The sequence below is a fragment of the Nonomuraea terrae genome (genome assembly GCF_044465245.1).
Lineage (GTDB): Bacteria > Actinomycetota > Actinomycetes > Streptosporangiales > Streptosporangiaceae > Nonomuraea > Nonomuraea terrae.
Map to the genome: position 1 here is coordinate 104,399 of NZ_JBITLL010000008.1, position 19,623 is coordinate 124,021.

The 19,623-nt window shown below is 67.7% G+C and carries 16 protein-coding genes, 1 tRNA gene and 1 pseudogene; 3 read left to right on the forward strand and 15 right to left on the reverse strand.

Going from position 1 to position 19,623, the window contains the following annotated elements; all coding sequences use genetic code 11:
- Positions 1–71: 71 nt before the first annotated feature.
- The 7 genes and pseudogenes from ACIBP6_RS38750 to ACIBP6_RS38780 all read right to left on the reverse strand — a co-directional run bounded on the left by ACIBP6_RS38750 (position 72) and on the right by ACIBP6_RS38780 (position 11,582).
- On the reverse strand, positions 72–6,413 hold the full coding sequence (locus ACIBP6_RS38750; RefSeq protein WP_397059143.1) for a LamG-like jellyroll fold domain-containing protein: 6,342 nt from the start codon (positions 6,411–6,413) through the stop codon (positions 72–74).
- Between the two features lie 922 nt (positions 6,414–7,335).
- Positions 7,336–7,428, reverse strand: a pseudogene (locus tag ACIBP6_RS38755) (IS5/IS1182 family transposase); the annotation flags it as partial.
- Positions 7,429–7,453: 25 nt separating this feature from the next.
- The gene (locus tag ACIBP6_RS38760; protein WP_397059145.1) at positions 7,454–8,227 is read right to left on the reverse strand and encodes a transposase family protein; all 774 of its coding nucleotides are present in this window, start codon (positions 8,225–8,227) and stop codon (positions 7,454–7,456) included.
- Between the two features lie 425 nt (positions 8,228–8,652).
- Positions 8,653–8,725: transfer RNA gene (locus ACIBP6_RS38765), tRNA-Thr, on the reverse strand.
- A gap of 20 nt (positions 8,726–8,745) precedes the next feature.
- Positions 8,746–9,711, reverse strand: a complete 966-nt coding sequence (rlmB, locus tag ACIBP6_RS38770; protein ID WP_132623098.1) for a 23S rRNA (guanosine(2251)-2'-O)-methyltransferase RlmB — start codon at positions 9,709–9,711, stop codon at positions 8,746–8,748.
- 50 nt (positions 9,712–9,761) lie between these two features.
- Positions 9,762–11,153, reverse strand: coding sequence for a cysteine--tRNA ligase (gene cysS / locus ACIBP6_RS38775; RefSeq protein ID WP_397059147.1), 1,392 nt, complete (start codon positions 11,151–11,153; stop codon positions 9,762–9,764).
- A 42-nt stretch (positions 11,154–11,195) separates the two neighbouring features.
- The gene (locus ACIBP6_RS38780) at positions 11,196–11,582 is read right to left on the reverse strand and encodes a PPOX class F420-dependent oxidoreductase (protein ID WP_397059149.1); all 387 of its coding nucleotides are present in this window, start codon (positions 11,580–11,582) and stop codon (positions 11,196–11,198) included.
- Between the two features lie 54 nt (positions 11,583–11,636).
- Here ACIBP6_RS38780 and ACIBP6_RS38785 point away from each other — a divergent pair, with 54 nt between their 5' ends.
- Positions 11,637–12,992, forward strand: coding sequence for a DUF2637 domain-containing protein (locus ACIBP6_RS38785; RefSeq protein ID WP_397059151.1), 1,356 nt, complete (start codon positions 11,637–11,639; stop codon positions 12,990–12,992).
- Positions 12,993–13,175: 183 nt separating this feature from the next.
- Here the strand turns inward: ACIBP6_RS38785 and ACIBP6_RS38790 are convergent, their stop codons facing one another.
- From ACIBP6_RS38790 to ACIBP6_RS38805, 4 genes are all read right to left on the reverse strand, one after another.
- Positions 13,176–13,445, reverse strand: a complete 270-nt coding sequence (locus tag ACIBP6_RS38790; protein ID WP_397059152.1) for a GlsB/YeaQ/YmgE family stress response membrane protein — start codon at positions 13,443–13,445, stop codon at positions 13,176–13,178.
- A 107-nt stretch (positions 13,446–13,552) separates the two neighbouring features.
- Complete coding sequence (locus ACIBP6_RS38795; protein WP_397059154.1) at positions 13,553–13,837, reverse strand: GlsB/YeaQ/YmgE family stress response membrane protein; 285 nt, start codon at positions 13,835–13,837, stop codon at positions 13,553–13,555.
- A gap of 185 nt (positions 13,838–14,022) precedes the next feature.
- Positions 14,023–14,493 carry a 2-C-methyl-D-erythritol 2,4-cyclodiphosphate synthase gene (gene ispF / locus ACIBP6_RS38800; protein ID WP_397059156.1) on the reverse strand — a complete coding sequence of 157 codons (471 nt, stop codon included), beginning with the start codon at positions 14,491–14,493 and terminating at the stop codon, positions 14,023–14,025.
- A gap of 17 nt (positions 14,494–14,510) precedes the next feature.
- Entirely contained in the window at positions 14,511–14,993 is a 483-nt protein-coding gene (locus ACIBP6_RS38805; protein WP_043624891.1) for a CarD family transcriptional regulator, read from the reverse strand.
- 251 nt (positions 14,994–15,244) lie between these two features.
- Here ACIBP6_RS38805 and ACIBP6_RS38810 point away from each other — a divergent pair, with 251 nt between their 5' ends.
- Entirely contained in the window at positions 15,245–15,823 is a 579-nt protein-coding gene (locus ACIBP6_RS38810) for a copper chaperone PCu(A)C (RefSeq protein WP_246075426.1), read from the forward strand.
- Positions 15,824–15,878: 55 nt separating this feature from the next.
- Here the strand turns inward: ACIBP6_RS38810 and ACIBP6_RS38815 are convergent, their stop codons facing one another.
- Positions 15,879–16,571, reverse strand: a complete 693-nt coding sequence (locus ACIBP6_RS38815) for a response regulator transcription factor (RefSeq protein WP_111184628.1) — start codon at positions 16,569–16,571, stop codon at positions 15,879–15,881.
- Between the two features lie 46 nt (positions 16,572–16,617).
- Entirely contained in the window at positions 16,618–17,790 is a 1,173-nt protein-coding gene (locus ACIBP6_RS38820) for a sensor histidine kinase (protein ID WP_397060261.1), read from the reverse strand.
- Between the two features lie 133 nt (positions 17,791–17,923).
- Between ACIBP6_RS38820 and phoU the strand changes: the two genes are divergently transcribed.
- Positions 17,924–18,568 carry a phosphate signaling complex protein PhoU gene (gene phoU, locus ACIBP6_RS38825; protein WP_397059159.1) on the forward strand — a complete coding sequence of 215 codons (645 nt, stop codon included), beginning with the start codon at positions 17,924–17,926 and terminating at the stop codon, positions 18,566–18,568.
- Between the two features lie 14 nt (positions 18,569–18,582).
- Here the strand turns inward: phoU and ACIBP6_RS38830 are convergent, their stop codons facing one another.
- The gene (locus ACIBP6_RS38830; RefSeq protein WP_132618874.1) at positions 18,583–18,858 is read right to left on the reverse strand and encodes a hypothetical protein; all 276 of its coding nucleotides are present in this window, start codon (positions 18,856–18,858) and stop codon (positions 18,583–18,585) included.
- Between the two features lie 3 nt (positions 18,859–18,861).
- On the reverse strand, positions 18,862–19,605 hold the full coding sequence (locus ACIBP6_RS38835; RefSeq protein WP_397059161.1) for a phosphoglyceromutase: 744 nt from the start codon (positions 19,603–19,605) through the stop codon (positions 18,862–18,864).
- Positions 19,606–19,623: the final 18 nt, after the last annotated feature.

Consider the following 19,623-nt stretch of genomic DNA (forward strand, 5'->3'; position numbering starts at 1 on the left):
CCTGATCCTCCGATGCCGGGAGACGGACACGGATGCCCGAAGTCGGGCACCCGTGTCCGCAAGTCGCTATTCTATTCGATCTTTACCCAGAAGGGGTCCTGCTCCAGCAGACGGTAGCGCTCGTAGAACGCCCACAGGTGGTTGCTCGCCGTGCTGGAATTCTGCTCGGCTGGCAGCAGTTTCAGTGAGTAGTTGCCGCTAGCGTACCTGGCTCGCTCTTTGGTGGAGTTGAAGGGGTATTCGTCGCACTCGAAGTCGTCATTGCCGACCTTGCCCTCACGTACGCGTAGCTGATGGCAAGGGGTCTGGATGAAGCTCCGGTCGTTGATCCCGAACTGCTCACGTGTCAGTTCCCTTCCCTCGTTGGAGTTCATCGGTTTCTCACTGTTGCCTGGCACCCATTTGCCTGCTTTGAGCGGCCAAGTGACGCCGGGCGTGTTGAAGGCGGTGTAGATATGCGAAGCGATCCCATGCTCGACGTTGTTCGTTGTCCGGCGGGCGATGTAGATCGGACGGTGAAGGAGGAACCGGCAGCCGCCCAGGTACTTGGTGATCGACGGCGAGGTGTCGCAAGCAGCCACGATCCCCTTGAGCGGCCCTTCGTGCCGCGCATACGGGGCGTACGCGGGGACGGTGTCGTTGTGTTCCAGGAAGACGCCGAGTTCTGCGTCCGGTGCCACGACGTTCAAATGCGGCTTCAATGTGCAACTGGTCGCTTTGTCGGTGTTCTCCGAGGACAGTGACGCTGGGTCGGAGTAGAAGCGGAAGTAGGCGGTGGGGTTGTCCTCCCAATAGTCGAGACTGCTCTTGAGCCGGTGCCGCGAGCCCTCAATGAGCTGGCAGGTCGATGCCGCGTGCCCCGACTCAGACGCGGTCTGGGCGTTGAGCTCCAAGGTGATGTCGTCTAGCAGGTCGACTCCCAGCGCCCAGTCGAGCGCTACGATCATGTCGATGCTGACCCACATGTCGATGTCGCGCGGGCGCCGGTAAGCGTTGTCAAGCGACCTCTGCCCGCCGCGGTCGCCCACGTGGGCCTGCACGACGGTCGTGAGCTGGAAGTTGAGCGTGCCCTCGTGCAGGAGCGGGATGTTGGGCGCTTTGCTGTCGCGGTAGAGCGAGTACGCCACCCACGTGCTGTAGCAGTAGTCATACGGGTTGGGTTCGCCCCACTGGCCGTCGGGGTGGATCCGGATGGCGTTGGTTCTGCACCAGTCCACGTTGCGGCGCCGGAATGGCGTAGTCCCCGTGGTGGGGTCGTCGTCGGCCGTCGCCTGCGAGGTGGACGGTTTCGCCACCTTGGGCGACTTCACGGCGGGCTTTGTGCCGAGCCGGAGCCGCTCCTGCTCGGCCGACTCGTCCACTGTGAACGTCTGCCAGTCCGACCAAGGCCCGGGGGTGCCTTCGACGTCCGCGCGAACGCGCCAGCGGATCTTCCAGCCGTCGAGCAGATGGCCGGACGGAACCGCCATCGCCGCCTTCGAGCCAGATGCCGTGGCCGTTGCCGCAGTCCTGGTCCAGATCACACCGGTGCCCTGCTCAGAGGCAGCGGGATCGTGCTCAACCTCCACGGTCAGCTTCGCCGCACGCCCGGCGGGATCGGTGAGGACCGCACCGAACCAGGGCGTGACGGTGTCGGCTGCGCCGACCGTCAGCCGGGAGGCGTTCGCCTTCTGCTCCGGCAACATGTCGCGGATCTCGCCGGGATCGCTGGCTAGGGGCTGAACCGCCGTGGTCGTCGCGGGCTTGTCAGGCTCCGTCGTCACAGATTTGGTGGAAAGGTCGACGCTGAACGGCCGCCAGGACAACCAGGGGCCGGTCTGCTGGCCAGTGACGACCCGGGCTCGCCATCTGATGTTCTCGCCATCCCGCAGGTGACCCTTGGGGACCTGCAGCGTCACCCGGGAATCGCCGGGTTCGGCGTTGGCCTGGCCTGACCAGATCAGCTGCTTATCCACACTTAGCTTGTCCGTCTTGACGGACTTGGTGGGCTTGTCGGCGATTTCCACTTCCACCTTCGCCTCGCCGTCCCGCCCGGCAGACAACCAGGCGGTGAGGCGGGGGGTGAGGCTGGGGGAGACAGTGACGCCGTCCACGGTGCGGCTGCCATCGACCGTCAGTTTGTCGATCGCGGGAGCAGGATCCGCGGCGGCGTTCATGCGCTGTTGCTGCGCTGTCGCGCTTGTTGCGGCGGCGCCGACGGGAGTGTTCATGTCGGCCTGGATCTGAGCTGCGGTCTGGGCGCGGTTGTAGATGCGCACCTCGTCGATCAGGCCGCTGAAGTACTCACCCCAGAGGCTGTTGCCGCCAAGGCGTAGCGGGCTGCCGTCGTCGATAAGGTTGCCGCTGATCGGCGTTTGATCGACCTGAGTACCGTTGACGTACAGGGTGCCCATGCTGCCGTCATAGGTGACCGCCATGTGACTCCACTGATTGGGCGGAAGCGGCCCGTCAGCCGGCACTGCCCGAGGACCGTTGGTGGTTTCTAACCAGCCAAACGCGACATCGCCGTCGGAGGAGTACAGGCTGTAGGAACCGCTCCAGGTGTCGGCGTGTTCCTTCATCAGCACCGTATGCCAGTCGTCAGATGTTGTGGGCCGTACCCATGCCGAGAGCGTCAGCGCGTTCGTCAAACGCAGTGATGCGGCGTGCTGGACGGTGACCCAGCTGGAGGTGCCGTTGAACGACAGGGCCTTGCCGTACTTGCCAGTGGCCCACTCGGTGTCGGTGGCGGCTCCAGTGCTGTTCTGCCCGGAGGAGTCCCCGACGCTGGTGCCGGTGCCTTCTTCCATGCCGTACGCGGCCACCAGGCCTGGGGTCGCCGGCGGGGCCGTGACGACGGTGGCCGAGACCTCGTTCGAGGGCGGGCTGAGGTTACCGGCCGCGTCGAAGGCGCGGACCCGGTAGTAGTACGTCCCCGCAGCGAGGCCGGCGTCGGTGAACGTGGTGGTTGGTGACAAGCCGACCTGGTTCGCGGCCGACGGGGTGAATCCCGGTGTCGTGGAGCGGTGAATCGTGTAGCCGTCCACGCTCACGTTGTCTGTCGAGGCCGTCCAGGTGAGTTGCGCGTTGCCGGGGGCGCCCGTCGCGGCAAGCGAGCCGGGCACGGTCGGAGCCTGGGTGTCCGGCGACGCAGTCACGCCGATCGGGGTGGTCATGTCGGTCTGGATTTCGGCGGCTGTTTGGGCGCGGTTGTAGATGCGCACCTCGTCGATCAGCCCGTTGAAGAACTCACCCTCCCAGATGGCGTTTCCGCCGATTCGCAGAGGGCTGCCGTCGTCGTAGAGGCTGCCACTTTGATCGATCTCGGCCACCTGCTGGCCGTTGGCGAACAACCGCAACGCAGTGCCGTCGTAGGTGAGCGCGAGGTGGCTCCAGGTGTTCACCGGCAAGGGCTCGAAGCTATCGACGGTGGAGAAGTCCTCGGGAGAGGTTTGCACCCAGCCGGATGGGGCCGAACCGCCGTTGGCGGCGTACATGGTGTAGGAGACGCCGTCGGCGCTCAGCTCCTTGCTGACCACTGGGCTCCAGCCGGCCACTGAGGCAGGGTTGACCCAGGCCGAGAGCGTCATCCCGGTCGTCAGGCGCAGCGATACCGCATCTTGGACGGTGACCCAGCTGGAGGTGCCGTTGAACGACAGGGCCTTGCCGTACTTGCCGTTCTGCCACGAGGTGGCGGTGGCCAACCCGGCGTTGTTGTTGCCGGAGGAGTCGGCCACACCGGTGCCCGATCCCTCGTTCATGCCGTAGGCCGCCACGAGCCCCGTCGGAGGTTTCGCACCAGTGGTGAACGACCAGGTGTACGGCGCTGCCATGAGATTGCCCGTGGAGTCCTTGGCGCCGGACACCTCAACGGTGTACCGGGCGCCAGCCGTGAGGGGCTGTGCTGGGTCGAAGGTAAGCACAGTCCCGGCCGTGTCCATTGCCTGTGTGCCCGCTACGGCGCCGCCCGCCGCGTCCTTGACGACGATCTGCGCCCCGGTCACCGGCTCCCCGAAGGTCGCGCTGACAAGGGTGTCGGCAGGGACATCCGTGGCATCGTTCGCCGGGCTGCTGGAGGTGACCGCCGGTGGCGTGGTGTCAGGCGCGGCCGTTGTGAACGACCACGTGTGCGGAGTCATGGTGTTGCCCGCCACGTCCTTCGCATCGCTCACCGTGGCTGTGTACTGTGTGCTCGCGGCCAGCGCCACGCCAGGGATATAGGTGAGGACGCGCCCCGCCACGTCTAGAGCGGCCGTGCCAGTGACGGCCGCGCCGTCACGGTCCTTGAGGGTGATCTGTGCCCCGGTCACTGGCTCGCTGAACGTGGCCTGCACCGTGGTGCCGACGGCCACGCCGGTGGCACCGTCCCCCGGGGTCGTCGCGGTCACTGAAGGTGCGGTGGCGTCGGGGCCGCCCGTGGTGAACGACCACGTGTGCGAAAGCATGGTGTTGCCTGCCGGATCCTGGGCTCCGCTCACCTCGACCGTGTAGCGGGTGCCCTGCGCCAGATTCTGCGCCGGGTCGAAGGTCAGCAGTGTTCCCGCCGCATCCATTGTGGGTGTGCCCGCCACGGCGGCACCCGCCGTGTCCTTGACCGTGATCTGCGCCCCGGTCACCGGCTCTCCGAAGGTCGCGCTGACAAGGGCATCAACGGGAACGTCCGCGGCGCCGTCCACTGGACTTGTCTCGATCACCGTGGGCGGGATGGGCGGCTCGGGGAACTCGTACGGGTTCTCGGTCGGGTCCCACTCCTCACCTGGATAGGGTTGTAACTGGCTGGAGTCCACCCCGTAGGGGATGGCCGTCTCGTCGCGCTTGAGGTCGGCGATCTGGGCCTGAGTAAGCCCTGTCACCGTGGGGAAACCACGAAAGGCTGTCGCCTGGTTCTGCATCGCCTGCTCGTACGAGGGCGCCGTCGTCCATGGATCGCCCTGGTAGGCGGACACAACCATGATGCGCTGCGCGGGTTCGTAGTTGATAAACAGGATCGGTTCGTGGTCGGGCATCTCCCTGTCGTGCGTGCCACCCTCCTGCGAGCGGTACTGCCGCCAGTTGATGACGGTGGTCTCGCTGGCGGCCATCAGCACGAGGCCGTGGTCTGGGTAACCGTCTGCCCACGACTGGACGATCTGCTCTATGGAGTGCACCAACTCGCCGCCGCCGCTGCACCCGGCCGTGTCGCTGTAGGCGGCCTTGTTGCCCACCTGCCCTTCCGTCGTGTAGTCCGGCTGGTTGTTCCACGACAGCAGCGCAGGATTCCACGAGGAGCTGAGCTTGCGGGCGACGATCCCCGATCCGACTTCAAGTCCACAGTTCGTGGCGCTCCCCGCTGGTGCTCCGGAGCGGTAATTCCACAGCATCAGGTCGGCATTGTTGATCTGGGCCCCTGCCAGCGGGCCGCCGATGACAAACCGCATGTAGATGCGTGCGATATCGGCGCTGGTCGCCGTTGTCCCTGCGCGCAGCCAGCCATCGGTGAGGTGGTTCAGCGTGGGATTGTTTTTGTTCACCCACGCGTCGTCAGCCAGCCCGGCGCCTATCCATTCGCTGGCGAGCGTCACGGTCACGGGGTACGTGACCGTTGGGTCGGTCAGGAAGGCTGAGTCGGGCCGCAGGGTCAGTGTGGGCCCGTCTGCGTCGTTCTCGACGGTCGCCTCCACCGTGCCGACGCGGCCGGTGTCCGGCGACTCCTCTGCTCGCGCGTCCATGGCCTGAACCGCGAGCGGTGTGGCTGCCGCCTTCCCGTCCGCCGCCTTCAGCTGGGGCCTGCCGTCGGAAGTGGCGCCGTACGACATTCCCTTGGGCAGGGTCATACCAAGCTTGATCGACAGAGCGCCCTTGGGTCGCTCGCGCAGCACGACATCCTGGGTAAAGCCGTTCGGTTCAGCGTGGACGACCAGGTCGACGCCCTTGGTGACGGCGTCGGTGTACACGGCCGCGTCGCCTGAGATCCGCGGGACCGGCAGCTGTCCGGTCGTGCGCAGTCCCGCCTTGCCGTCCTCACCGGTGGCCGTGACCAAGGTCTTGGAGCCAGCCCGACCGAACTCCAGCGGCGTCTTGACTCGTGTAGCGGTTATCTTGCCGTCCTTCTGGACGATCGTCGTGTCGATCGGCTTCCACGCGCCGTTGTCGCCGGGCGACTTTAGGTGAATGGGGCCGGTGTGCACCTCGGCCTGCAGCGTCTTGCCGTCCGGGTTGGCCCAGACCTTGATGTTTTCGCTGTAGTGCGAGGGCAGTTCGACGCGCTTGCCGGTATCCTTGGCCTTCTTTCTGGCCGCCTCCAGCGCCTTATCAATTACCGGCTTACCGCCCTTTTGCGTGGCGGCCGCCGGCACAGGCGCCGGTGTAGCGACGGAACCTTCGGCCCGGGAAGGGACTGCGACCAGGCTCAGGACCATCAGTGCGGCAGCTCCGGCTGCCGCGGTGTCACGCATCCGATATTTAAGACCGGGCGGTGGGGGCGAGCTATCTGTTCCCGTGACTATGTATGCCACGCGGCTCCTTCTGTGCGCATGCCAAATATCCGTGCAGGTAGCACGGACAGGAAAGCAAACCCGCAAGGACCTAACCGAAAATCTCTTCGGCGGCCGCAGTGATCATAACGACAGGAAATCGCGGCGAATAGGCTTGATTAATCCCTGATTGTCGGATATGCGATGTTGCTCATGACATGTTTCTTGCCAGCACTCAAGTAGGACCACCGCAGGAGAGATGAAGTAGGCGCCTCATACTTCGTCGCAGATGGAAGCCCAACGAGTGCCAGCGCGGACGGCGCTGCGCACCAGGAACGCCGAGGGCGGGCCCGCCGGAGCGCGCCGGCTCCAGACGCCATCTGAGCGATGGTCGGTGACTGGCTGCGCAGGTACAACGCCGAGCACGGCGAGAGCTGACCAGGCCGAACACCCGGAGGGAATACGGGAGGCCCTGACACCCGCCCCAGCAGACACCCCGCGAAGAGAAGACGAGATCATGAGCGAGCCCGACAACGCCTTCACCCACACGGAATCGACATCGAGGAACAGGTCGAGGAACTGATCGACGCGATGCGCACCGGTGGCGCGGCCGAGGCCGAGATCCGCGAAACGGTGATCGGATCTCGCGTGGAAGCGGCCATGCGGACGACGGCGAGTGGACGCTATACCGCTTGCAGTAGACGCGAGTATGGAAGAGCCCGGGGCCAAGGCGGTTCCGGGCTCTCGCGTGTCGAAGGGCAGAGAGATTTGGAACGGAATCCGGCATTAACGGAGATCTCGCAGGTCAGCGAACCTCTGTCATCTCCTTCGTTCAGATGTGGCTCGCGCCGGATTCCGTTCGATCTCAGAGGGCATTTGATTTGAGTAGATCGCGGCTTATGTCCTAGTAGGTGCCTCGCCAGGTTGGGGTGGTCTCGTCCGTTATACGCTTTGTCAGGTTGTTGATCGAAACGATGTGGATCATGGCTTGGAAACTGGCGGACAGTGAATGTTTTTCATCCTCACGCCGCCTGCGCAACTCGGTGACCCTGCAGGGCGGCGATGGCCTTGCACAGGTGGCCTGCCTTGGACGGGCTGCAGCGTAGCTTCCGGAGGATCTTCCAGCTCTTCAGTTGGGCGTTCGCGCGCTCAACGGGGCCGCGGAGCCTGGCGTGGGAGCGGTTGGCCCGCTTCTGGGACTCGGGCTTGTTCTTGCCCTTGTACGGGGTGCGGATCGGGCCTTCGGCTCCCTGGTAAGCCTTGTCCGCCAGGATGATGATCCCGGCCTGCTCGAGTGCGCGCAGGATGCCCCAGATGCGGGCGGCGCTCAGGTCGTGGGTCTTGCCCGGCAGTGCGCCCGAGGTCCACAGGATCGTCCCGTCCGGTGCAGCGATGACCTGGATGTTCATGCCGTGCACACGATGCTTGCCGGAGAAGTACGACCGATCGGCGGCGATCCGGTCGATGTGGATCAGGGTGCCGTCCAGCACCAGGTAGTGCAGGCCTGCCTTGCGCGCCCGGCGCAGCGCCTGCCCGAGCTTGGGCGAGCGCGCCGACAGCAGCATCACGGTCTCCTCCACATACCGCCAAGCCGTCGTCGTCGAGATCCCGAATCCGGTTCCGAGCTCGGGGAACGTCTCACCCTTGCGCAGGTAGACCAGTACCAGCAGGGCCTGCTGTCCCGGGTTGAGCAGCCGCCATGTCGATCCGATGGCCTTGCGGCGCCGGCGGATGAGGCCGGCGACGTAGTTCAGGGTTGAGCGCGACAAATCGACGGCAGCGCGATAGAACAGCATCCGAGGCCCCTGGTTGTGGCGGACGTGATTGTGGTGATCGACCCGTCTACCAGGGGTTTCGCCATGCGATCAGGCAAACGCCCACCTCGCGATCATGCTGTGATCAGCAGCTCGCCGCACGGGGATGAAAAGGGCTCACTGTACAACCGGCTCTTAGCGGTCCAGATCTTCTCGTCTGCCCCCGCCTGCAGCGCGCCGACAAGGCTACCCAGGAACTCATGGGGTTCTTCCGGGCAAACCGAAAGGGCGATCAGGAATCGATCACGTCTGCGTTCAACGAGTATCTGAAACTCATGCGCAAGGAACTAGGCGTGAAGTGAAGAGAAGCCATGTGCAGGAGTCCACTGCCCGTGTTGCTGTACGGCGCTGCTGTACAGAGATCAAAAAGGCCCCTCCCGAGTCCCGGAAGGGGCCTTCTAGCTGCGAGCCGACGAGGGGAATCGAACCCCTGACCTTCTGTTTACAAGACAGATGCTCTGCCGATTGAGCTACGTCGGCACGGCCTACCAGTGTAGACGCTAGGAACGCCTGTGACGAGCGGCTTCGTACAAGGCCACGCCCGCCGCCACCCCCGCGTTCAGCGACTCGGCGGCGGCGCGCATCGGGATGCGGGCCACCACGTCGCAATGCTCGCGCACCAGCCGGGAGAGCCCCTTGCCCTCCGAGCCCACGACCACCACCAGCGGCTCCGTCAGCAGCTCCACGTCGGCGATGTCGGCGTCGCCCGAGCCGTCGAGGCCGACCACGAACAGACCCGCGTCGCGGTATTCGCGCAGCGCCGCCGTCAGGTTGGAGGCGCGGGCCACCCGGAGGGTCGCCAGTGTGCCGGCGGAGGTCTTCCACGCGCCTCCCGTGACCCCGGCCGAGCGGCGGGACGGGACGAGCAGGCCGTGCGCGCCGAACGCCGTGGCGGAACGGGCGATGGCGCCCAAGTTGCGCGGGTCGGTGACCGAGTCGAGGGCCACGATCAGCGGCGCCTCGCCGGCCTCCTCCGCGATGTCCACCAACTCGGACGGGTGGGCGTAGTCGTATGCCGGGATCTGCAGGGCGATGCCCTGGTGGACGCCGCCCTCCGTCAGGCGGTCGAGCTTGTCGCGGCTGACCTCCAGCAACGCGATCCCGCGCTCCACCGCGATCTTGATGGCGTCGCGTACGCGGTCGTCGTTGTCGACGCGCTGGGCCACGTAGAGGGCGTTGGACGGCACGCCCGCCTGCAGAGCCTCCAGCACCGGGTTGCGCCCGCCGATGTATTCGGGGGCGTCTTCGGAGCGCCGCTGCGGGCGCGCGGGGCCGGCGCGCCGGGCGCCGCCGCGCTCCTCGCGTGAGATCCGCTCGGTGCGGGCCTTGTCCTTGTACCAATGACGCATCTCGGCAGGCGGAGTAGCGCCCCTGCCCTCGAGCGACCGGCGTTTCTGCCCTCCGGTGCCCTTGGACGGGCCCTTCTTCTTCGCGGGCCTGCCCGAAGCCTTACCCCCTGCTGCCATGCCTCAAGGGTACTGGCGCCTCCGCACACCTCGGGCCGCAGAGAACCGTTCTAGCGGCTGAGCTCCCAGCGGGGCCCGTGCGGGGTGTCCTCCACCGTGATGCCGGCGGCGGACAGCTGGTCTCTGATCGCGTCGGCGGCGGCGTAGTCCTTACGCTCGCGGGCCGCCCTGCGCTGCTCCAGCGCCACCGCCACGAGCGCGTCGACCACCGGCGACAGGTCGGACCCGGTGCCGCGCCACTGCGGCGAGCGCGGGTCGAGGCCGAGCACGTCGAGCATGTTCTGGGTCTCGGCGAGCAGTCGCGCGACGGCCTCCTTGTCGCCCCGCGACAGCGCGACGTTGCCCTCGCGCACCACCTCGTGGACGACCGCCAGCGCCTGCGGCGTGCCGAGGTCGTCGTCGAGCGCGTCGACGAACGCCTGCGGCAGCGGCGCGTCGGCGTCGACGTCGTGGATGACCTCGGCGGCCCGCGTCACGAAGCCCTCGATCCGCTGGTACGCGGCCGCGGCCTCCTGCAGCGCCTCCTCGGAGTATTCGATCGAGGAACGGTAGTGCGGCGCCGCCAGGTAGTAGCGCAGCTCCACGGGCCGGACCTTCTGCACCATCTCGGGGATCAACAGGGAGTTTCCGAGCGACTTGCTCATCTTCTCCGCGCCGATCTTGACCAGGCCGTTGTGCATCCAATTGCGGGCGAAGCCGTCGCCGGCCGCCTGCGACTGGGCGATCTCGTTCTCATGGTGCGGGAAGACCAGGTCGATCCCGCCGCCGTGGATGTCGAACGTCGATCCGAGGTACTTCGTCGCCATGGCCGAGCACTCCAGGTGCCAGCCGGGACGCCCCGGGCCCCACGGCGTCGGCCAGATCGGCTCGCCCGGCTTCTCGCCCTTCCACAGGGCGAAGTCGCGCGGGTCGCGCTTGCAGGACTCGTCGTCGGTGTCGGCCGCCGGCCGCATGTTCTCCAGCCGCTGGTTGGACAGCGAGCCGTAGCGGTCGGCGTACGACTGGACGTCGAAGTAGACGTCGCCTCCTGACGCGTACGCGTGACCGCGGGCGATCAGCTGCTCCATCAGGGTGATCATCTCGGGCACGTGGCCGGTGGCCCGCGGCTCGACCGTCGGCGGCAGGCACCCCAGCGTGTCGTACGCCCACGTGAAGGCGCGCTGGTTGCGCTCGGCGACGACGAACCAGGGCACGCCCTCCTCGGCCGACACCCTGATGATCTTGTCGTCGATGTCGGTGACGTTGCGGCAGAACGTCACGTCGTAGCCGGACCGCATGAGCCAGCGCCGCAGCACGTCGAAGTTCACGCCCGAGCGGATGTGGCCGATGTGCGGAGGAGCCTGCACGGTCGCCCCACACAGGTAAATCGACGCCCGGCCGGCTTCGACCGGAACGAATTCACGGATGGCGCGCGTGCTGGTGTCGTAGATGTGCAGGCTCACAGCGCAAGGCTAACGCCTCACGGCCGCCACCACGTCGATTAATCAGCTCCGCAAAGTGACTCGCTCAGGAGAAATCCGTACGATCAAACGTTCGGTGCCCGGCTTGTCCTCCCATGGGATGCCTCGGTACTTCTGTGACAGTTCGTCGATGAGCGCGCCCTCGGGGTCGGGCGCCATGGTGACCCGGCCGCGCACCTCGACGTACCGGTAGGGGTCGTCGGGGTCGATGACGAGCAGGCTCACCCGCGGGTCGCGCGCGAAGTTCCGCGGCTTCCGCCGCCCCTTCACCGTGGAGAACAGCACCTCGTCGCCGTCCGTACGCACCCACACGACCGTCGACTGAGGGCCTCCGTCGGGGTTCAGACTGGTCACGGTGGCATAGTTCGGGGCGTCCAAGAGTTTGCGGACATCTTCCGACAGCTTGACCATGCGGTCCTCCCTTGATCGGCCGAGACCCCCATTGTTCTGTAGGCTCGAACCGCCATGGACGTGAATCCCCCCTCTACGCTCCGCCGCCTGGGCATCGCCCTGGCCGGGCTCTCGGTCGCCGCCCTCACGGGGGCCGCCTGCGCGCTCTCCTTCGACGATCTGCGCGCGCTCGCCATCACGGGTGAGGCGCGCCAGGACCTGGCCTTCCTCTATCCGGCCGCCTTCGACGCGCTCCTGGTGGTGGCGCTGCTCGGCGTGCTGCTGCTGCGCCAGGCCAGGCTTCTGGTACGCCTCCAGGCGGCGTTCGTGCTCATCCTGCTCATCGCGGCGGCCGCGGCGGTCGATGTGGCGTCGGCGGTGCGGTTCGCGTTCGACGTACGGCAAGCGGCCATAGGCGTGGCCGTGGCGCCCTGGGTGATGGTGGCCGTGGCGCTGTGGTTGTGGCTGCTGCTGATCAAGCACGTACAGGCCGGTCGGGTCGCGCGCGGCGCCGACGACGAGGCCACGGCCGAACGCGACATCGTGCCCTTCGACGGCGGTCAGACGCCGCCCCCGCTGGACACGCGGTCTCCCGCCCCCGCCCTGGAGGCCACCCCGGTGGTCGGCCCCACTCCGGCCCCGGAGACCCCGCCGGTCTCCACCCGTGTCACCGAGTGGCCCGCCCAAGCCGAACGCGACCCCGATCAGGCCCCCGAACCGGCGCGCGTCCCCGAACCGCGCCGCGCCCCGGAGCCCGTACTGGACGCCGAACTCCACCGCACCCCCGAGCCCGCGACCAGCCGCGCCCCTGTGACGGAGCCCGAAACCGACCCCGGGCCCGAAACCGACCCCGAGCCGGCAGGCGAACAAGAAACGACGCGCGACTTCCCAACCGCGCGCGAGCCCGTGCAGGAACCGGAGCCGGAAGCCGAGCCCACCCCCGTACAAGCGCCACAACCGCAGCCGGACGTCGTCGACCCCGCCCCCGAGCGGGCGCCGGAACCGGACCCGTACCTCACACCCGACCGGACGCCGGAACCGGACCCGAACCTCACACCCGACCGGACGCCGGAGCCGGGACCCGAACCGGCCCCCGAACAGGCGCCAGAACCGTCCCCGGAGCCCGAGACGCGCCCTGTCCGCTGGGGCGACCGGGTCAGGCCCGCCGACGTCCTCGTCCACCCCCGCCCACCTGCGGAAGACCCCGACAGGGACGCCGACACCCAGCCTCACCCGATCATCGAGGACAACACCCCCGACCCCCTGCACGGCCCCGAGTCCGCCGACGCGGCCGAGCCCCGCCCGCGCCCCCGGCTGAACGACACGGCCCCCCACCCGGTGGTCGACGACGACACCCCGGCCCCCGCCGGACGCCTGCGCAGCACCCCGCGCCCGCCGGAAGACCGACCGGAAGACCGACCGGAAGACTGACCGGAAGACCGACCGGAAGACTGACCGGAAGACCGACCGGAAGACTGACCGGAAGAAGACAGGTGAGAGGCCCGCCCGGGTAAACCCCGGGCGGGCCTTCGCTTTACCCTCCAGGAACGGCTCCCCTGCGGCCCTCGGACCGCGCACATCGGAAGCGGACCCCGGACGGGCCTTTTATCCCGCCTAGACCCTGCTGCCGCGCTTGAGCCCCGCGACCAGGCCCACGCCGACGACGGCGAGAACTGCCTGCATCACGAGCTCGATCCAGTCGATGCCGGGCGTCGTCTGCACCCCCATCACCTGCGCGATCATCGTGCCGATGATGGCGGCGACGATGCCGACGACGACGGTGAGGATCCACCCGATGGCCTGCCTGCCGGGAAGCAGCAGACGACCGATTGCGCCAATCACGGCGCCAATCACGATGGCGCCAAGGATGGATTCGATGGTCATGACATGAAACCTCCCCGTGAGGGTGAGCGGTTCACTCTCACGGGGAGGTCGCTACCCGATCTACGCGGATTATGCGCGGTTTTGACGAACGGCCAGGTCACCGCAGGTCAAACCTGCGTTCTCCCGGTACGGCCTCGCCCCATGCCCATGCGCGTCACGAGGAGCACACCGATGACCGCCAGCGCCAGCTGGAGGATGTGCTCGATCCAGTCGATCCCCCTCGTGTCGGCCCAGCCCACCGCGTGCGCGATCAGTGTGCCGATGAGGGCGGCCACGATGCCGACGATGAGGGTCAGACCGATGGACATGTTCTGCCTGCCGGGCACCAGCAGTCGCGCCAGCGCACCGACGATGGCGCCGATGACTATCGCGGAAACAATCGCGCCGATCATGTGCAGCTCCCCCCGAGACGTTCACATGTCTTGGGGATAACTACCCTGCGAGACGACAAACTACCCAAAAGGGAAGGCGGCGGTCCGTACCGCGCCAGTGACGAACCGCCGCCTCCGACTAGGCGGGCTTCGGGCGACGACCCGCCAGGACACCCTCACGTATCCCGACGTAGGACGCCCGGCTCTCAGGAAAGGTTGACCACGAGGGCGGTCGCGATCGCCGCGATTCCCTCACCGCGGCCGGTCAGTCCCAGCCCGTCGGTCGTGGTGGCGGAGACGCTCACCGGCGCCCCCACAGCGGCGCTGAGCGCCTTCTCGGCCTCCGTACGGCGCGGCGCCAGCTTGGGCCGGTTGCCGATCACCTGGATGGCCACGTTGCCGATCTCGTAGCCGGCGGCGCGCACCTGGCGCGCGGTCTCCTCCAGCAGCACGGCCCCGGACGCGCCGGCCCAGCGCGGGTCGGCGGTGCCGAACAGCCCGCCGAGGTCGCCGAGCCCGGCCGCGGACAACAGCGCGTCGCAGGCCGCGTGGGCGGCGGCGTCGCCGTCAGAGTGACCGTCGAGCCCGCCCTCGCCCGGCCAGTGCAGGCCGGCGAGGTGGAGCTCACGCCCGGAGGCGTCCGAAGCGAACGGGTGGACGTCGACACCGACGCCCACCCGGGGAAGATTCGTGTTCAGGAGTTGAGAACCTCGTCGAGCAGGGCCTCAGCCTTGTCCTCGTTGGTCTTCTCGGCGAGCGCGAGCTCGCTGACGAGGATCTGGCGCGCCTTGGCGAGCATGCGCTTCTCGCCGGCGGACAGGCCACGCTCACGGTCACGCCGCCACAGGTCGCGAACCACCTCGGCGACCTTGTTCACATCGCCCGAGGCGAGCTTCTCGAGATTGGCCTTGTAGCGACGAGACCAGTTGGTCGGCTCCTCGGTGTGCGGCATGCGAAGGACATCGAAAACCCGTTCAAGGCCTTCCTGGCCGACAACATCGCGCACGCCGACGAGTTCTGCGTTTTCGGCTGGCACCTGGACGGTAAGGTCGCCCTTGTCGACCTTGAGCACCAGGTAGGTCTTTTCCTCACCCTTGATGGATCGCTTCGTGATTGCTTCGATCCGAGCAGCCCCATGGTGGGGGTAGACGACAGTGTCGCCGACCTGGAAAGTCATGTGACAAGTACCCCTTCCGCTGTACTCCAGAGTACCACGCATCCACAGCCTCCCGGAACAGTGAAATCCTCATAACTGCAGGTCAAGGGCGCATATTGGGGCTTGACAAGCTCTCAACTCTATGAATCGCATTTGCGGACATAGCGAATGACCTGCGGGGGTGTGGATATGACCTTGGATTGGGGTGGATATGGTGGGCGCTGCACATCACGCACGCGCGACACCTGCGCAAGACCAAGGAGAACCCGCCCGTGACCAGCCGTCGCTGGATTGTCGTAGCCGCCGCGTTCTTGGCAGCCCCCGTGCTCGCGGGCTGCGGGGCTGGATTCGACGCCACCACCAACAAGCCGTACGCACCCAATGAAGCCGGGGTCCTGATCGACAGCGGCGCATACGGCAAGGGCGACATTCACATCCCTCAGGCGTTCGTCCTCGGCCCCGACTCCGGGGCGCAGCTTCCCTGGCGCGGCTCGGCCCCGATCTACCTGAACATCCTCAACACCGCCGGAGCCCCCGACAGCCTCCAGGCCGTCACCGCGCCCGGCATGGGCACGGTCAAGCTCGCGAGCCCGATCCAGCTCCCGAGCAACCAGCTGGTCAACACCGGCAAGCCGACGCCCCAGATCATGCTGGAGGCCATCCCCAAGAGCTTCAGGGGCGGCGAGAGCGTCAAGCTGGATCTCCAGTTCGCCAACGCCGGCACGATCTCCATGAACGTGCCCGTGGTGACGCGCAGCCGTGAGTTCGCGGCCTACCCGGCCGCTCCCGGCGCCACCCCGGCGCCCTCGCCCACCGCGACGCCCTCGGCCCCGGCCGAGGAGAGTCACTGACGCATGCGAAAACCCTTGTCCCGGTACGCCTGGCGCGTACCGGAACAAGGGTTTTTCACTCTTCTACGGCGTCGAACTTGTAGCCCAGGCCGCGCACGGTGAGGATGCAGCGCGGGTTGGACGGGTCTGACTCGATCTTGGCGCGCAGGCGCTTGACGTGGACGTCGAGCGTCTTGGTGTCGCCCACGTAGTCGGCGCCCCAGACGCGGTCGATCAGCTGCCCGCGGGTGAGCACGCGCCCGGCGTTGCGCAGCAGCACCTCCAGCAGCTCGAACTCCTTCAGCGGCAGCTGCACCTGCTCGCCGCGCACGGCGACGACGTGGCGGTCGACGTCCATGCGCACGGGGCCGACCGCGAGCACGGCCGTCTCCAGCTCCTCGGGCACGTCGCCCTGGCGGCGCAGGACGGCGCGGATGCGGGCGACCAGCTCACGCGAGGAGAACGGCTTGGTGACGTAGTCGTCGGCGCCGAGTTCGAGGCCCACGACCTTGTCGATCTCGCTGTCCTTGGCCGTCAGCATGATGACCGGGACCTTGGAGCGCTGCCGCAGCGAGCGGCACACCTCGGTGCCGGGCAGGCCCGGCAGCATCAGGTCGAGCAGCACCAGGTCGGCGCCGTTGCGGTCGAACGTCTCCAGCGCCTCCGGGCCGGTCGCCGCGACCGACACCTCGAAGCCCTCTTTGCGCAGCATGTACGACAGCGCGTCGGAGAAGGACTCCTCGTCCTCCACGACCAGCACGCGGGTCATGAGTCCTCCTTGGCCGCACTCCAGAGGGGGCGGGTTGAATCATCGATCACGGAGCTGTCTCCAGGGGAATCGAAGGTTGTACGGGCACCGCCGTCCCGGCGAAGGCGGGCAGGCGGAGCGTGAAGGTGGAGCCGGAACCTTCCTTGCTCCAGACGGACACCTCGCCCGCGTGGGCGGCGGCGACGTGTTTGACGATGGCGAGCCCGAGCCCGGTGCCGCCGGTGGCCCGCGAGCGGGCGGCGTCGACGCGGAAGAAGCGCTCGAAGATGCGCTCCAGCGCCTCCTCCGGGATGCCGATCCCCTGGTCGCTGACGCTGATCTCCACCGAGTCGCCGGCCGGTCGCACGCTGACGACCACGCGGGTGTGCTCAGGACTGTACGCGACCGCGTTGTCGATCAGATTGCGGAGGGCGGTGACGAGCAGCTCGTCGTCGCCCCAGATGCGCAGGCTCTCGGCGCCGCCGGTGACGAGCGTGATGTCCTTGGCGGCGGCCTTGGTGTTGCAGTGGTCGATGGCGTCCTGGATGGCCTCGTCGATCGAGACCTGGCCGGGGGTGGGGATGGGCTCGGCGCCCTGGATCCGGCTGAGGGTGATGAGGTCCTGGATGAGGTAGTTGAGCCGGGCGGCCTCGAGCTGCATGCGGCCGGCGAAGCGGCTGACGGCCTCGGGGTCGTCGGCGGCGTCCTGGATCGTCTCGGCCAGCAGGCTCATGGCGCCCACGGGGGTCTTCAGCTCGTGGCTGACGTTGGCGACGAAGTCGCGGCGTACGGCCTCGACGCGGCGGCGCTCGGTCTGGTCCTCGGCGAGCACGAGCACCTGGCCGTACGAGCCGAGGGGGGCCACGCGGACGGCGAAGTTGGTGGTCTCCTGGCCGAACTTGTGGCCGGCGACGTCGATCTCGCTCTCGCGGATCTCGCCGTCGCGGCGTACCTGCCGGGCCAGGGCGAGGAGCTCGGCGGCCATCAGCCGGTCGCCCTTGACGAGCCCGAACGCCCGCGCGGCCGAGCTGGCGCGCAGCACGCGGTCGTGAGCGTCGAGCACCACGGCCGAGGAGGGGAGGACGGCCAGCACGGAGGCGACGCCCTGCGGCAGCGCGGCGCCCGTCTCGACGCCGTCGTCCGTCGCCATGCGGCTCGGGGCCTCGATCTGGTTGCGGTAGAACAGGACCGCCAGCGCGCCCACCACGAACCCGGCCAGGGCCGCGAAGCTCATGGCCATCTCATTCATGCCTTCGATGGTAGGCGGCGTTCCCCCAGGGACAGACCCCCTCATCAAGGGATGAACACCGCTTTCGTGGAAAGTTCATCTGGCGGTTGGAGTTCGTTCATCGATCGGCCCGTACGGTGACGGCATGCGCGACGCGTACCATGAAGAACTTGATTCGCTGACGGACAAGCTGGTGGAGATGACCCGGCTGGTCCGGTCGGCCATCTCCCGCGCCACCACGGCGCTCCTCGACGCCGACCTGCAGCTCGCCGAGAGCGTCATCTCGCGGGACGAGGAGGTGAACGCGACGTTCACCGACGTCGAGGCGTCCATCTTCGACCTGATGGCCAGGCAGCAGCCGGTGGCGGTGGACCTGCGCATGGTGATCACGGCGCTGCGCATGGGCACCGACCTGGAGCGCATGGGCGACCTCGCGGTGCACGTGGCCAAGGTGGCGCGGCTGCGTCACCCCGTCTCGGCGATCCCGCCGGAGCTGCGCTCGACCATCCTGGAGATGGGCCAGATCGCCGAGAACCTGGTCACCAAGGCCGGCAGCTGCGTGGCCTCGCGCGACGTCGAGTCCGCCTTGGAGCTGGAGCAGGACGACGACGCGATGGACCGCCTGCACCGCAGGCTGTTCAGGAGGATCCTGAGCAAGGAGTGGGAGCACGGCGTCGAGCCCGCGATCGACATCACGCTGGTGGGCCGCTACTACGAGCGCTACGCCGACCATGCCGTACGCGTCGCCCACGACGTGGTGTACCTCGTCACGGGCGCCCGCCCCAGCTGACGGCTCGCCTGGCGTCAGTTGGGGGACGGCGGGCCTGACGTGCCGGGGCCGTCCCAGGGGTTCGTGCCGAAGCGTTCGGCCTTGTCCACGCAGTCGGGACAGACCGGCAGGTCGACGGACCTGGCGACGGCCTCGGGCGTGGCCGGCCGCAGCGAGCCGAGGGGCGTGAGACCCGGCGGGAAGCCGGTCTCGGGATCGACCAGGAAGGTCACGACCTCTTCCGGGTCGTAGCCGAAGACGCGCTTGCACGCGTAGCAGCTGCCCGTCGCCTCGGCCCGCTCGTCCGGCATCGGTCAGCGGCCCTGGTTGGCGACGGCCTCGATGGCGGCCTTGGCGGCGTCCGGGTCGAGGTATTTCCCGCCGCGGACGGTGGGCCGGTAGTGCTCGTCGAGGTCGTACACGAGCGGGATGCCCGTGGGGATGTTCAGGCCGGCGATCTCCTCGTCGCCGATGCCGTCGAGGTGCTTGACGAGCGCCCGCAGGGAGTTGCCGTGGGCGGCCACCAGCACCGTGCGCCCGGCCGCGAGGTCGGGGACGATCTCGTCGTACCAGTACGGCAGCATGCGCTCGACGACGTCCTTCAGGCACTCCGTGCGCGGCATGAGCTCCGGCGGCAGCAGGGCGTAGCGCCGGTCTCCGGCCTGGGAGTACTCGTCGTCGTCGGCGATCGGGGGCGGGGGCACGTCGTAGGAGCGGCGCCAGAGCATGAATTGCTCGTCGCCGAACTCCTCGCGGGTCTGCGCCTTGTTCTTGCCCTGGAGGGCGCCGTAGTGGCGCTCGTTCAGCCGCCAGCTGCGCTTGACCGGCAGCCACAGCAGGTCGGTCTCCTGCAGCGCCAGCTGGGCCGTCTGGATGGCCCGGGTGAGCAGGCTCGTGTGGACGACGTCCGGGCGCACCCCGGCCTCCTGGAGGAGCTTGCCGCCGCGGCGTGCCTCGTCCTCGCCCTTGACCGACAGGCTGACGTCAACCCAGCCGGTGAACAGGCCCTTCGCGTTCCAGTCGCTCTCGCCATGCCTAAGCAGCACCAAAGTCGCCATGTCGCCAATCCTATGGTT

Excerpts from the sequence above, each read along its gene's own strand:
- ACIBP6_RS38805 (WP_043624891.1), bottom strand. The coding sequence starts at position 14,993 with ATGACTTTCCAGGTCGGCGACACTGTCGTCTACCCCCACCATGGGGCT.
- rlmB (WP_132623098.1), bottom strand. The coding sequence starts at position 9,711 with ATGGCAGCAGGGGGTAAGGCTTCGGGCAGGCCCGCGAAGAAGAAGGGC.
- ACIBP6_RS38760 (WP_397059145.1), bottom strand. The coding sequence starts at position 8,227 with ATGCTGTTCTATCGCGCTGCCGTCGATTTGTCGCGCTCAACCCTGAAC.
- phoU (WP_397059159.1), top strand. The coding sequence starts at position 17,924 with ATGCGCGACGCGTACCATGAAGAACTTGATTCGCTGACGGACAAGCTG.
- ACIBP6_RS38835 (WP_397059161.1), bottom strand. The coding sequence starts at position 19,605 with ATGGCGACTTTGGTGCTGCTTAGGCATGGCGAGAGCGACTGGAACGCG.
- ACIBP6_RS38795 (WP_397059154.1), bottom strand. The coding sequence starts at position 13,837 with ATGATCGGCGCGATTGTTTCCGCGATAGTCATCGGCGCCATCGTCGGT.
- ACIBP6_RS38815 (WP_111184628.1), bottom strand. The coding sequence starts at position 16,571 with ATGACCCGCGTGCTGGTCGTGGAGGACGAGGAGTCCTTCTCCGACGCG.
- ACIBP6_RS38750 (WP_397059143.1), bottom strand. The coding sequence starts at position 6,413 with ATGCGTGACACCGCGGCAGCCGGAGCTGCCGCACTGATGGTCCTGAGC.
- ACIBP6_RS38785 (WP_397059151.1), top strand. The coding sequence starts at position 11,637 with ATGGACGTGAATCCCCCCTCTACGCTCCGCCGCCTGGGCATCGCCCTG.
- ACIBP6_RS38790 (WP_397059152.1), bottom strand. The coding sequence starts at position 13,445 with ATGACCATCGAATCCATCCTTGGCGCCATCGTGATTGGCGCCGTGATT.
- ACIBP6_RS38780 (WP_397059149.1), bottom strand. The coding sequence starts at position 11,582 with ATGGTCAAGCTGTCGGAAGATGTCCGCAAACTCTTGGACGCCCCGAAC.
- ACIBP6_RS38820 (WP_397060261.1), bottom strand. The coding sequence starts at position 17,790 with ATGGCCATGAGCTTCGCGGCCCTGGCCGGGTTCGTGGTGGGCGCGCTG.
- ACIBP6_RS38830 (WP_132618874.1), bottom strand. The coding sequence starts at position 18,858 with ATGCCGGACGAGCGGGCCGAGGCGACGGGCAGCTGCTACGCGTGCAAG.